General features: G+C 38.0%; 11 protein-coding genes. 2 read left to right on the top strand and 9 right to left on the bottom strand.

Going from position 1 to position 13,145, the window contains the following annotated elements; all coding sequences use genetic code 11:
• Positions 1–14: 14 nt before the first annotated feature.
• From HEQ28_RS05895 to HEQ28_RS05885, 3 genes are all read right to left on the bottom strand, one after another.
• A complete protein-coding gene (locus HEQ28_RS05895; RefSeq protein WP_434504221.1) occupies positions 15–1,256 on the bottom strand; it encodes a 3-phosphoshikimate 1-carboxyvinyltransferase in 1,242 nt (413 codons plus the stop codon).
• Positions 1,257–1,472: 216 nt separating this feature from the next.
• Positions 1,473–4,214, bottom strand: coding sequence for a sugar-binding domain-containing protein (locus HEQ28_RS05890; RefSeq protein ID WP_434504220.1), 2,742 nt, complete (start codon positions 4,212–4,214; stop codon positions 1,473–1,475).
• Positions 4,215–4,909: 695 nt separating this feature from the next.
• The gene (locus HEQ28_RS05885; protein ID WP_434504219.1) at positions 4,910–5,335 is read right to left on the bottom strand and encodes a Fur family transcriptional regulator; all 426 of its coding nucleotides are present in this window, start codon (positions 5,333–5,335) and stop codon (positions 4,910–4,912) included.
• A 95-nt stretch (positions 5,336–5,430) separates the two neighbouring features.
• Between HEQ28_RS05885 and HEQ28_RS05880 the strand changes: the two genes are divergently transcribed.
• Entirely contained in the window at positions 5,431–5,784 is a 354-nt protein-coding gene (locus tag HEQ28_RS05880; protein WP_434504218.1) for a hypothetical protein, read from the top strand.
• A gap of 35 nt (positions 5,785–5,819) precedes the next feature.
• Complete coding sequence (locus tag HEQ28_RS05875) at positions 5,820–8,099, top strand: TonB-dependent receptor (protein WP_434504217.1); 2,280 nt, start codon at positions 5,820–5,822, stop codon at positions 8,097–8,099.
• 10 nt (positions 8,100–8,109) lie between these two features.
• Here the strand turns inward: HEQ28_RS05875 and HEQ28_RS05870 are convergent, their stop codons facing one another.
• The 6 genes from HEQ28_RS05870 to rfbB are packed head-to-tail and all read right to left on the bottom strand — an operon-like array spanning position 8,110 to position 13,144.
• Entirely contained in the window at positions 8,110–9,207 is a 1,098-nt protein-coding gene (locus HEQ28_RS05870) for a DegT/DnrJ/EryC1/StrS family aminotransferase (RefSeq protein WP_434504216.1), read from the bottom strand.
• Positions 9,204–10,142: a GNAT family N-acetyltransferase gene (locus HEQ28_RS05865; protein WP_434504215.1), complete on the bottom strand. Its 939-nt coding sequence runs from the start codon at positions 10,140–10,142 to the stop codon at positions 9,204–9,206. Before HEQ28_RS05865 ends, HEQ28_RS05870 begins: the two co-directional genes overlap by 4 nt.
• Entirely contained in the window at positions 10,130–10,543 is a 414-nt protein-coding gene (locus HEQ28_RS05860; RefSeq protein ID WP_434504214.1) for a sugar 3,4-ketoisomerase, read from the bottom strand. Before HEQ28_RS05860 ends, HEQ28_RS05865 begins: the two co-directional genes overlap by 13 nt.
• On the bottom strand, positions 10,543–10,824 hold the full coding sequence (locus HEQ28_RS05855; RefSeq protein ID WP_434504213.1) for a hypothetical protein: 282 nt from the start codon (positions 10,822–10,824) through the stop codon (positions 10,543–10,545). Before HEQ28_RS05855 ends, HEQ28_RS05860 begins: the two co-directional genes overlap by 1 nt.
• Before the next feature lie 6 nt (positions 10,825–10,830).
• Positions 10,831–11,991 (bottom strand): formate-dependent phosphoribosylglycinamide formyltransferase, encoded by a 1,161-nt coding sequence (gene purT / locus HEQ28_RS05850; protein WP_434504212.1) that lies wholly within the window; start codon positions 11,989–11,991, stop codon positions 10,831–10,833.
• Between the two features lie 4 nt (positions 11,992–11,995).
• Complete coding sequence (rfbB, locus tag HEQ28_RS05845) at positions 11,996–13,144, bottom strand: dTDP-glucose 4,6-dehydratase (RefSeq protein WP_434504211.1); 1,149 nt, start codon at positions 13,142–13,144, stop codon at positions 11,996–11,998.
• Position 13,145: the final 1 nt, after the last annotated feature.

Below are 13,145 nucleotides of genomic sequence, written 5' to 3'. Positions count from 1 at the left end.
CTATGAATTTATTTTTATTTTATTGTGAATCCAGCTGCATCTAAGTCTTTCCAGAAATTAGGATATGACTTGCTTACAACTTCTGGATTGTTTATTTTCAGTCCAGGAATCTTTAATGCTACCGGGGCGAAAGACATTGCCATACGATGGTCTTCGTAAGTGTCTATAGCCTCATCTGTTGGTTCGCATCTCTCTCCATCCCATATAAGCTCACTGTCGTTTTTGTCTTTGATGACATATCCTAGTTTCTTGAGCTCTTTTTTCAAAGCTTCTATACGGTCTGTTTCTTTAATTTTAAGGCTTGCCAGTCCGGTGAAGTGAAATTTAATTCCCATAAGAGCACAACATACAACAAATGTCTGTGCAAGATCTGGTGAACCCGTAAAGTCATATTCCAATCGAGGAAGCATACATTTGTGTCTTTTCAGCGTAACAGTAGTAGGAACACCAAGTTCTGTAGATTTAAAACTTGTTTTTACTCCAAGCAGAGAAAATATGTATCTCACAACAGAGTCGCCTTGTTTAGAACCGTCCATAAGTCCGTTAAGTCTTATTTCTGCCTCCGGATCATCGCTAAGAGCCATTACTTCATACCAATAGCTGCTAGCGCTCCAGTCACTTTCGATGAAATAAGGGCGTTCTTTGTATGGTTTTGCTGAAACTGTAATCGTGTCAACATCAGACCAGTCTGCGTCTGCGCCAAACTCTCTCATTGTCCACAGTGTCAGATCGATATATGGTCGTGAAACAATTTCGTCGAGCAGTTTAAGTTCAAGTCCGTTTTTTAGCATTGGTCCAATCATGAGCAATGCTGAAATATATTGTGAACTTACGTTTCCTGGAATTTCAAGATGACCACCTTCAAGTGTGTGTCCCCTTATGTGGAGTGGGGGAAATCCCTCTTCACCAACATAAGTAATGTCTGCACCAAGATATCTCAAAGCGTCAACAAGTACACTTATAGGGCGGTGCTTCATTCTATCAGTACCAGTTATTGTATGTTCACCTTCTGTTATGCTTAGATATGCAGTGACAAATCTCATTGCAGTTCCGGCAGCCTTTATGTCTATAACATCAGGCATGTCTTTCAATGCAGCAATTATAACTTCTGTGTCATCGCAGTCGCTCATATTTTCAGGTGTAATCCTGCCGCCAGCCATAGCGTTGATAATCAGTGTGCGGTTGCTAATGCTTTTACTTGCCGACAGATTAATCTCAGTATTTATGTTTGCAGGTCCTGTTATTTCGTAAGTCATTGTTATAATCTTCCTTTGTTAATTAAAAACTTATGCAAAGATAGTGTAAACGAGTGGAAAAGCAAAGGAAAATGATGTTTTTTCTTTGTTTTCAAGAGTGCAAAGTTATCAATCAACTATAGTTAAAGATGCTAGTTGAATACAGTACAAAATAAAATAAGCAGTATCCCTTTTTATTGTTAGGATACTGCTTATATTATATTGACGTAGAGTCGCTTATCTTATAATTTTAGGCTTCAATTCATCAGGTGAGTCTTTGGTAAACATATTTACCTTTGGTGCTTCTTTCTCAAACAAATTACGTATAACTTTTATATCTAGACTTATTTCTGGTTTAAAACTGTTGCCAGACATATATTCTAGTATTGATTTTCTAAGTTGACGTGCTACAATTCTATTGTTAAGATTGCTGTTTATGTCAAAAGTTGTCATTAGCAGTTTGCCCTTTAAAACATTTGCCTCTACAATCATTCCCAACTTGCGACTTACGTGCCATGTATCTATTGGCTGATATATAGGTTGATAGTCTTCTGGAAATTCCTGAAGATTCATTACTTGTGCCTTATTTATAAGCTCCCACCAGTTTATGTTTTGCCATGAGTCAGTAGGAAAGTCTTTGAAAATAGAATGGTTGTTCATTATATACGATCCTGTAGTATGTGGAGGACGCATTTTGAACCAACTAGTATTCCAGAATACTGGTAGATAAGTTTGCTTTACATCGTTACCATAACGTATTTTTCCACCGGCAGTAATGAGAACTTTTCCTCCGTTATTTAATATCTTAATAGCTTTGGAATCCAATGTATCTGTTATGTATATGTCTTTTGTCTTTGGTATCTCAACTTTTGAAGGATATACCCAGAAGTCCCATTCATTAGTATTGCCATTTACAGACACATTGAGTGTGAGTTTACCAGGTGCCTTAATTCCGTTAAGCGGCAATGTAATAGGTCTTATTTCATTGTTCTTACCATATTTTATGGTCGTGTTATATTTGGCAATTATATTACTGTGTGTATCATTGTCAATAATACTATATTCAATATCAGCATCTTTAATTTCCCCTTCTGAAGCATTATACACTTCTATTGGTATGTTAAGTGTATCTGTATTCTGGAAAACAAACTTAGGAAATTTTGCAAGTGGTACTATCTTACCGCAGAATTCTTTCCATTGTTTGCTGTCTACATATCCCTTTTCTTTCCAAAAAACATTTAGAGGACCTACCAGAGCAGTTCCCTGACCACTATAGTCATTTAGTCCTAACAAAAGAAAACCAGAATAGTCCCTTGTACGCAGGTTACGTTCTATTTCGTATTTATATGCCGTAACTTGCAGTTTACCACTGGCATAAAGGAACTTTTCTGCCTGTGATGCCATACCATTTTTCTTTAGCAAGTCTTCAAATATGTCAAAATTCTTAGCTTTGTAAGGTCCTGTATAAAGACTACGTTCCTTGAAGTCGGGGAATGCGCACCATTGTCCTTGCTCGTGAGCAATGATAGGAGAATTGTTTGGTTCTTTTCCTCTATAATTACGAGGTAATTCTATCTGTGACAGATAATCATCGGTACATTGTGGGGCATTGTGATCCCAGTCAAGTCCTCTTGCTCCACCTTTAACATGATATTCACTTAGGTTGTCCCAAGCCCATCCTCCACCAACGCTAGCGCCGCAGTATATATGCCTGTTGTCGTATTCTTTCATAGTTTTGACCCAGTTGTTGCACCATGTAACCCAGTCTCCTGCAGGTTCATTGCCAGCAGCCATCATAACGAAAGAAGGATGATTACCATAGTAATCACATATTTTCTTAGTCTCTTCTGCCAGATATTGGTCTATATGCTGTTTGTAGTTTAATTTTACACCATGGTTTGGCCATGATGGTCCTTCTGGCTGAAGATAGAACCCTAGACTGTCAGCAGCTATAAAGGCAGCTTCTGGTGGACAGTAGCTGTGAAAGCGTATCGTGTTTATTCCATAATCTTTGCATTTCTGGATTATTCTCTTCCATGATTCTACATCTGTAGGAGGATATCCTGTTAGTGGAAAATTACAGTTTTCTACTGTTCCACGTATGTATATCGGCTTACCATTGAGCATTATGTCGCGTCCTTTTACTTCGATATTTCTAAATCCGAAAGTAACAGGTATTGTATCTCCACAGTATATAACGCTGCGAGTGTATAAAGTAGGAGTAAATTCACTCCAAGGTTGCGGATTGTCTATTTTTAGATTATATTCTTTGTCGTTTACTAGTACTTTTACATTTCCAGTGTTTAGGTCAGGAAATGTTTTTACCGTGAATATACTTTTTTGTGAACGGAGTTGTATCTTTCCAACAATACCGTTCCAATTGCCTTGTGTCTGATCGGTTACAGAATGTGAGTCTTGTCCTACACCAACATTCTCAATACCATTGTATATCTTTATGGCTATGCTGTTCGTTTTTCCAAACTTTACATAATCTGTTATGTCATATTCGTGTGGAACGGATAGTGACATTTGGTGTCCAACTTCTTTACCGTTTACGAATACCGTAGTTTCTATATGTGGGCGTTCAAGGAATAAAACAACTCGATTTCTTTTCCATTCTCTTGGAATGTTTGTATTTTGTCGGTACCATGCGTAGCCTACATAATAATGTTCCGGAGTTAAGAAAAAAGGAAATTTGATACTGCCGGTGTGGCGGTATTTTTCCATATATGGATTGTAGTAGTATGAAGAGTCATATAATGAGCCTGTCCATTTTGTATCAATACTAGGTAGGTCACCTTTGCCATTTGTTAGCATAGACCCAGGCAGTTTTATTGTATCATCATATTTTTGTGATGCATTATAACTTCCGTTACGGTCAATTTGGAAGTCCCAATTTCCAGATAGATTAATCGTCTTTTGGGCGAATGATGTTAGAATCATTAATAACAAAAGACTCAATATTGTTATTCGTTTCATAAATTAGTTATTTTTGTAATTATACTCTAAGTAGGGTTTGTTTAAATGATATGTTAGTGCAACCTTATTCTCCGGCAAAGATACTATAAATTTTTTGTCTATGCAATGAAATCAAGTTTGAGCTGTTAGCCAAACTTTCAATTACTAGCGCTACACAGAATATAATACGCACGCGTACCCACACTCTGAATTTTTCTAGAAAACAATTGTCGAAGTGTCTATCCATTGAGTATCAACTTATTAGACTTCTTATTGATTGGAATAAAGTGATGGATATTCGTCGGTAAAATATGGGCGAAATTTTTAATCATATTGCATTGCACTTTACGAAGTAATTTGATGCGTTTTACGATGTTTTGGAGTGCGTTTTACGAAGCAATAGGAGGTAAAACATCGTAGAAAAGTTTGCGTTTCTATATAGAAACGTAACTATTTCTATATAGAAACGCATGCAAAACTTGAAATTTGACCGTCAATTCACCGTCACTTTTGTTAGTCAAATTCGTCGATAAAATATTGATATTCATTAAGTTGACACTTCGACACTTGTATTTTTCAAAACCCTAGGTGTGCGCGTGCATGCATGTACATTATATAAGCAGAAATAGATGCTGTAGCTAAAAAACAAAATGTGCATGGGATGTCAACCTATATTAATGCTCAGTAAATATAGATATTAATCCAGAAATGAAAAGCTACTGCTTTTTCTTTGAGCATTTAGGGCATAAACCCTTTATCATAAAGTTTACACTATGCATCTGATAACCTAGCGGAATGCAAAGATCAGGGATCGGCATGTCGTATAGACAGAATGTCTTGTGGCAGCGTTCACAAAAGAAATGCATGTGCTCGTCTTCATCAGTTTCAATGCTTTTGCTGAAACATAGTTCGTACTTAGTTCCACCTGCACCGTCTTCCACAGTGTGAACTAGGTGATTGTCACGAAATAATGTGAGTGTACGGAATATGTTAGACTTGTCTATTGTGAGAATCTGATCTTCCAGTTCTTTCATAGATACAGGATTTTCACATGCTGCAAGAGATTTGGCAATAACTATTCTGTTGGAAGTTGGTTTGATGCCATGCTTTTCCAGAAGCAAGATGCATTTGTTTTCATCCATTTTATTTGTTATTTATCTACAAAAGTAGTTAATGCTGCCGTAAAAACCAAATATATCTTAATAATAATTTTACTTTTGCATCTGTGAATAAGGCAATGCATAGACAAAGACTTTGGTCATGGATGCTCTTGGCAGTATTTGTACCAATGCTTATGATGTCAACATTCCACCACCATGAGGAGGTGATGAGTGCTGGCATAACTTGCTATGATTGTCAGCATCATATACATCATGCTGGGCATATTGCTAATGGATGGGCATCTGTAGATGGATGTGTACTATGTCATTTTCATAGTCTTCCTTATATCTTAGGAACAGAAGTCGGCATAGCTTTATTTGCAATTTTATTATATATGGCATTGGTCTTTTTAAAGCCAATGCATGCTGCCACATTCCGTGGCGTAACGACAACACGTGGTCCTCCTTCTTTTTATTCAATTGGAAAGTAAATAGTATTTTTTAAGGTAAAAAACAATTCAATAGAATGAAAAGATTATATATCATGCTATTGCTCATATGTGTTTGTATATGTGCAACAGCAGAGCCTATGGCTCCAAAAGCGTCATTGTCAGGACATGTGACAGATGCTTCAGATAAAAGTGCCCTTGTTGGTGTAACAATATATATACCAGAGTTATCTGTAGGAACGACAACGGATGAAAACGGAAACTACCTGATAGCAGACCTTCCTGCAAAGAATATAACTTTGCAGGTTAGCTATCTTGGGCATCAGACTATAATAAAAAAGGTCACATTACAAAAAAGCACTACCGCAGATTTCGTGATGAAAGAATCAAATGCGATGATAAATGAAGTGGTAGTAACTGGACTGGCTGGAAATTCACTGATGAAAGATTCTCCAACACCGGTATCTATTCTTACTGCAGCAGATATCAAGTCGGTATCTTCAACAAATATCATTGATGCGATAGCACATCAGCCTGGCATTTCACAGATTACTACAGGTAGCGGTATTTCTAAGCCTGTGATACGTGGATTGGGATATAACCGCATTGTGACTGTCAATGACGGAGTGAGACAGGAAGGACAGCAATGGGGAGACGAACATGGTATTGAAATAGATCCACAGACGGTTAACAATATTGAGATTCTTAAAGGTCCAGCTTCGCTAATGTATGGATCGGATGCTATGGCTGGAGTAGTTATATTCCACGATGCACCAACATTGGCAAAGAATACTGTGGCTGGTGATGTTTCATCGGAATATCAGACCAATAATGGACTGTTTGACTATTCCCTTCACATGGCAGGAAATAATAATGGATATGTTTGGGGAGTGAGGTATTCTGATAAGATGGCACATGCATACAAAAACAAGTATGATGGATATGTAGACAATTCGCAGTTCAGAGAACGTGCAATGTCTGGCTTATTGGGAGTAAACAAAAGTTGGGGATACAGTCATCTTAAATTGAGTTATTATCATCTTACTCCAAGTATGATTGAGGAACCTGGAGCTGTTGGTGACAAGGACTATGGACATGGACTGCCATATCAGCAGATACATCATTATAAGGCTGTACTGGATAATTCATTTTATGTGGGTGATGGAAATCTGAAGACCCTTGTTGCATACCAGCAAAACCGCAGACAGGAGTTTGAGGATGAGGAAAATCCAAATAAACCTGGACTTGACTTTATGTTGCATACTATAAACTATGATGTTCATTATGCATTGCAGCCAGCTGAAGGCTTGAGTTTTTCAACTGGAGTGAACGGTATGTATCAGCGTTCTGTGAATAAAGGTGATGAATTCCTTATTCCTTCTTATGCTCTCTTTGATTTTGGAGCATTTGCAACGTCGAGTTATAAGGTTGGAAACTGGAATGTAAGTGGTGGATTAAGATATGATACACGACATCTTCGCAGTTTCGCACTAGAAGATAGATTCGCCAGCATGTCGCGTACTTTCAATGGTGTTACTGGTAGTATCGGCGCAACTTATGCTATTAATGAAAAAATGAACGTCAGGCTGAATCTTGCAAGAGGTTTCCGTGTGCCAAATCTTAGTGAATTAGCTTCAAACGGTGAACATGAAGGTACTTTCAGATATGAAGTAGGTAACACAGAACTGAAACCTGAATACAGTTGGCAGTTAGATGCTGGATGGGATTATACATCTACATATATTTCAGCACAATTGTCTTTGTTTGCCAACTATATAGACAATTATATCTTTGCACACAAAATAGCAGGAAAAGTAGTTGATAATGTTCCTGTATATCAATTTGTGCAGGGCAATGCACGTCTACTAGGAGGTGAAGCCAGCGTTGATATTCATCCTATAGAAAGACTTCATTTCCAAAATGCCTTTTCGTATGTTGATGCCGTACAGCTGAATCAAACTGCGGAGGCAAAATATTTGCCAATGACTCCGGCACCACGTTGGACATCAGAATTGAAATATGATTTAATACGTGATGGCAATACTTTTAATAATACCTATGTAAAGGTTGGGCTAGAATGTGATCTTCGTCAAAATCATTTCTATGCACTTGACAATACAGAAACAGCAACACCTTCATATACTCTGTTGAATGCGTCAATGGGAACTGATATAAAATGCAGAGGAAAGAAAATACTTTCTGTATATCTAACAGGTGACAATCTTACAAACAGAGCATACCAGAATAATCTGAGCAGATTGAAATATGCTGGATTAAATCCCGTTACTGGACGAGAGGGAGTATTTAATATGGGACGTAATTTTGGAATAAAGGTTGTAGCGCCTATAAATCTTTAGACGATGATTATTACTGACAGCTGTTTAGTGTTGATACTATGTGTTCAACTTCACTGTCGGTAAGGATTTGATTGCAAGGCAAACTCAATTCATTGTCTGCAATATATTCTGTTATGGGGAATGAGAGATGATTCCATTCCCTGTAACATTTTTGTTTATGTGGAGGAATAGGGTAGTGAACGATTGTTTCTATACCCTTATCTTTAAGTCGTAGCCTTATTATATCGCGATTAGAACATAGTATCGGGTATATGTGGTAAACAGAATTAAGAGCGTTTACAGTCTTGATATTCCTATTTATGATATTTTCATTATAGTATTTCGCAATAGCAATTCTTCTTGCGTTATCCTGATCAAGGTATTTTAGCTTTACACTTAATATAGCAGCCTGAATTTCGTCAATTCTACTATTCATCCCTTTATATGGGAATACGTATTTGCGTGAACTACCATAGTTGCCTATAGCTCTTGCTGTATCATTAAGTCTTTCATCGTTTGTTGTAATAGCTCCTGCATCGCCAAATGCACCAAGATTCTTTCCTGGATAGAAACTATGTGCGGCTGCATTTCCGATACTGCCTGTTTTAATGTTTTCAGAATAGTTACATCCATGAGCTTGTGCATTGTCTTCTATCAACAGTAGATTATGATTCTTACATATCCTGCCTATCTCTTCTGTGTATGCACAGATTCCATAAAGATGCACAATGAGTATTGCACGGGTGTTCTTTGTAATGACATTCTCTATTTTTGTGTCGTCAATCTGTAGAGTGTTGATATTTGGTTCAACAAGTACAGGCGTGAGGTTGTTTGCTGTTATTGAAAGTATAGAAGCAATATAAGTATTTGCAGGAACAATAACTTCGTCACCGTCTTTAAGTATACCAAGTTCCTTATATGATCTGAATATAATGGTAAGGGCATCCAAGCCATTTCCACAACCAATGCAGTGCTTTGTGCCAATATAATTTGCATATTGTCTTTCAAAAGCAGTTGTAGCCTCTCCATTTAGATACCAACCGCTATCTATTACATTGCTTACAGCAGTATGGATTTCCTCACTGTGCATGCTTGTTACTTTTTTGAGTGACAGATAATCTATTTTCATAGTTCCCATTCATAAGTATCATATACAACACCTCGACCTCCGTATCCCTCTTTGTGGGAGATTAGTCCCTCATTGATTACGCTACAATTATCATCGGTAGAACTTCCAAAGTCAAGATATTGATAATCCGGATAATCATGGTACATCACTTTATCGTATATAGCTTCCATAGCACCTAAATCTTTTCCTATTGAGTTAGTTGAGCTATATTGTCCATGTATGACATTCCTCATCATATAGAATGTGATACCTCCGATTATATTGCCGTCTTTATAGGCATTGTATTGAATAATGTTGTTTGGAAATCTTGATTTAAGCAGTTCCATCTCTTCGAGTGTGTGCACAGGTTTTGCGTTGAAACGCTGCTTTAGGTTATCATTAAGTATTTTCCAAAAGTCATCAAGACTTGCATCGGCTACTACTTGAACACCATTAAGTATTGCTTTTTTCAATCTTCTTATATGGTCTTTGCGCCATCTCATGTGTTCATTCATGAAGATAGTTGTTCCGATGTTTCTTGTCAACAAATGGGCATGACATTTCCAGAATATTGCATAAAGGTCTTCCTCTGACGCATGTTTACAATAAATCCATGGGATAGGGCGATAGATTACTTTCTTAAAACCTATAGTCCTTAAATATTCATTAAGTTCGGTGAATAGTATGCACGTACTGGTGATATTGGCGTGAATGTCCATTATCAGTCCACCGTATGTAAGTCCGAAATGTGAATAAAGGGTATCTTCAATCTTATGTGCAGGAAGTAGCGCATATAGTTTATTCTTCTTATAGAACATTAATGAGAAGTCATCAAATCTATCAGAATGGTAATCCATATAATTACGGTCAAAAAGAAATGTTGCATTTTTCGCCTTGTTAACGAATTTGTTCCATTCTTCTTTTTGGTCTGGCGTGTATTTCCTTATTTCAAACATTCAGTACGTTGTATGAATTCATTGTAATCGTAGATATAGTCGGCTTCATCATAGTCGTCTTCTGCAAGTACCAGACATACTGAACCTGAAGAGAAGTCTTCAAGCGTGCGCCATATACCTTTGTCGACAAACAGACCTTGATATGGATGATTTAGTAGATAATGCTGCTTTTCATGTCCGTTGTCAAGTGTAACAGTAAACGAACCACTCACGGCAACAATAAATTCACGGCAATGGATATGAGCGTGTCCACCACGATAGCCTCCAGACGGTACATCATAAGTCCAATATGCCCTTTTGAATTCAAAAGGAATGCTCTTGAATCTCTCTGCAACAGTAAGGTTCCCACGTGGATCTGAAATCTTAGGCAGTTCAATTATTGTCCCAAGTTTACAGCTCATTATTTCTTTTTAGCGTGTTTGGCATTTATATCTTTAATCCATTTCATTCTTTCGTTGAATATAGGACTATATTTATCCAAAATTGCTTGTAAATCCTTACTACGATTATCTAGTTGGATGTATTCTTCAGTCTTTGTCTTGCTGTCTTCTTTTAGTGACATCATCTGTTCTAAGACTACCTTCTGTTCATCTCTAGTTATTGAAAGTTGTTTACCAAGTTTCTGGAGATCCTCCAAAAACTTGGTAATAGTATCAATATTGTCGTTGTTGTTATTAATCATGTAATTTTATTTGATGATAGTGTCAGCAACTCTCTTAGCCTTTTCACGCAATGCGTTGATATCATCTCCAACTTCGCCATAGCATAATACTACACCCATACGGCGATTTACATGCTGGTCTGGTTTGCCGAAAATACGAACGCGTGTACGGTCTTCCTTTAATGCTTCTACAAGATTGTATTCTGGAGCATGGTCTGCATCTTCCTTTGCAAGAACAACAGCACTGCATCCATAATGTTCAAGATGTATAGCAGGAATAGGCCAACCCATTATTGCACGAAGATGAAGTTCAAATTCGCTCAAGTTGGTTGTGTGTCCAAGTGTAACCATACCTGTGTCGTGTGGTCGTGGACTTAACTCAGAGAATATCACTTCGCCTTTTTTCGTCATGAAGAACTCAACGCCCCATAAACCATAGCCAGTAAGCGCTTTTGTTACTTCGTTAGCCATGTGTTCTGCCTTCTTTAATGCTTCATCAGATATGTGGTAAGGCTGCCAACTTTCACGATAGTCACCGCTTTTCTGTATGTGTCCTATAGGAGGACAGAATATCGTAGGAGCATTTTTCTGTGTCACAGTAAGAAGAGTGAACTCTGAATCAAAGTCTATAAATTCCTCGATAATAACCTCTTTAACATCGCCACGACTACCTTCCATTGCTTCAGTGAATGCAGCTTTTAGTTCATCATCGTTGTGAACGTAGCTTTGACCATGACCGCTTGAGCTCATAAGGGGTTTAACGACACATGGGAAACCGATTTCGTCAGCGGCTTTCTTAAATTCGTCAAAAGTCTTTGCATAGAAATACTTTGCTGTGCGAAGTCCAAGTTCCTTAGATGCAAGGTCACGAATGGCGCGGCGGTTCATCGTATAGTTTACCGCACGTGCAGAAGGTACGACCTGAATACCTTCTTTTTCAAAATCGAAAAGTCGCTCAGTACGAATGGCTTCTATTTCTGGTACAATGATGTCTGGATGGTGTTTGCGAACGGCAGCTTCAAGTGCATCTCCGTCAAGCATACTGAATATTTCTCTTTCGTCAGCAACTTGCATTGCTGGTGCGTTATCATAACGATCACATGCAATGACATAAACTCCTGCTCTTTTAGCAGCAATAACAAACTCCTTGCCCAGTTCACCTGAGCCCAATAACATGATTCTTTTCATAGCCTTATTTGTTTCCATACATATTATCATAGTACTTCTGGTAGTCACCACTGGTAACTTCGTGTATCCATTGCTGGTTTTCAAGATTCCACTGAATGGTTTTCACTATACCGTCGGCAAACTTAGTTTCAGGATACCAACCAAGTTCATTCTTTATCTTTGTTGGATCAATGGCATATCGCTGATCGTGACCTAAGCGATCGGCAACGTGTGTAATGAGATCATTGTTTATCCAACTGATATCAATATCACCATTAGCGTCGCTCTGCTGCTTCTTTAGTACGTTTCTCAGCTGCTTGTTGTCAGCCATCATATCGTGTATAGTCTTTATAGTGAGTTTCACGATGTCGATGTTTGTCATTTCGTTGTGACCACCAACATTATAAACTTCACCTTGACGACCTTCACGAACAACCATGTCAATAGCCTTGCAATGGTCTTCAACGTATAACCAGTCACGAACATTAAGTCCTTCGCCGTAGACAGGTAATTGCTTGCCTTCAAGAATATTGTTGATGATTAATGGAATAAGTTTTTCAGGGAAATGATAAGGACCATAGTTGTTAGAGCAACGTGTAATTGTTATTGGCATGTGATAAGTATCACGGTATGCCATTACAAACATGTCTGCGCTTGTCTTGCTTGCACTGTAAGGACTGTGTGGACATAGTGGAGTAGTCTCAGTGAAAAAGCCTTCAACCCCTAGACTTCCATATACCTCGTCTGTAGAAACCTGATGATAGCGCTTGCCAGCTTTCCATGTAGGATAACCTTTTTCATCTTTTCCTGTAATCCATGCACGTCGTGCTGCATCAAGTAGATTCTGTGTACCGAGAATGTTTACGCTGAGAAAAAGCTGAGGATCTTCAATGCTGCGGTCAACATGACTTTCAGCCGCGAAGTTTACTAAATAGTCTATCTCATTTTCCGCAAACAGTTTGTCAGCTAGTTCACGGTCACGGATGTCTCCTTTAACGAATACGCAACGTTTGTTGTCGATATCATCTTTTATCGTTCCCAGATTTCCTGCATATGTCAATGCATCAAGGACGATGACCTTTATATCTTCGTTTTTGTATTTTCTGTTTAGCAAATACTTAATGAAGTTTGCTCCGATAAAGCCTGCGGCTCCTGTAACAAGATAAGTTCTCATT

Origin of the sequence: Prevotella sp. (assembly GCF_051059605.1) — a bacterium.
Classification (GTDB): domain Bacteria; phylum Bacteroidota; class Bacteroidia; order Bacteroidales; family Bacteroidaceae; genus Prevotella.
The sequence above is the reverse complement of the archived record's forward strand: the minus strand, read 5'-3'. Positions and strand labels throughout refer to the sequence as shown.

Coding starts and splice junctions, on each gene's coding strand:
- HEQ28_RS05860 (WP_434504214.1), bottom strand. CDS start 10,543: ATGAGCTGTAAACTTGGGACAATAATTGAACTGCCTAAGATTTCAGAT.
- HEQ28_RS05895 (WP_434504221.1), bottom strand. CDS start 1,256: ATGACTTACGAAATAACAGGACCTGCAAACATAAATACTGAGATTAAT.
- purT (WP_434504212.1), bottom strand. CDS start 11,991: ATGAAAAGAATCATGTTATTGGGCTCAGGTGAACTGGGCAAGGAGTTT.
- HEQ28_RS05890 (WP_434504220.1), bottom strand. CDS start 4,214: ATGAAACGAATAACAATATTGAGTCTTTTGTTATTAATGATTCTAACA.
- rfbB (WP_434504211.1), bottom strand. CDS start 13,144: ATGAGAACTTATCTTGTTACAGGAGCCGCAGGCTTTATCGGAGCAAAC.
- HEQ28_RS05880 (WP_434504218.1), top strand. CDS start 5,431: ATGCATAGACAAAGACTTTGGTCATGGATGCTCTTGGCAGTATTTGTA.
- HEQ28_RS05855 (WP_434504213.1), bottom strand. CDS start 10,824: ATGATTAATAACAACAACGACAATATTGATACTATTACCAAGTTTTTG.
- HEQ28_RS05870 (WP_434504216.1), bottom strand. CDS start 9,207: ATGAAAATAGATTATCTGTCACTCAAAAAAGTAACAAGCATGCACAGT.
- HEQ28_RS05885 (WP_434504219.1), bottom strand. CDS start 5,335: ATGGATGAAAACAAATGCATCTTGCTTCTGGAAAAGCATGGCATCAAA.
- HEQ28_RS05865 (WP_434504215.1), bottom strand. CDS start 10,142: ATGTTTGAAATAAGGAAATACACGCCAGACCAAAAAGAAGAATGGAAC.
- HEQ28_RS05875 (WP_434504217.1), top strand. CDS start 5,820: ATGAAAAGATTATATATCATGCTATTGCTCATATGTGTTTGTATATGT.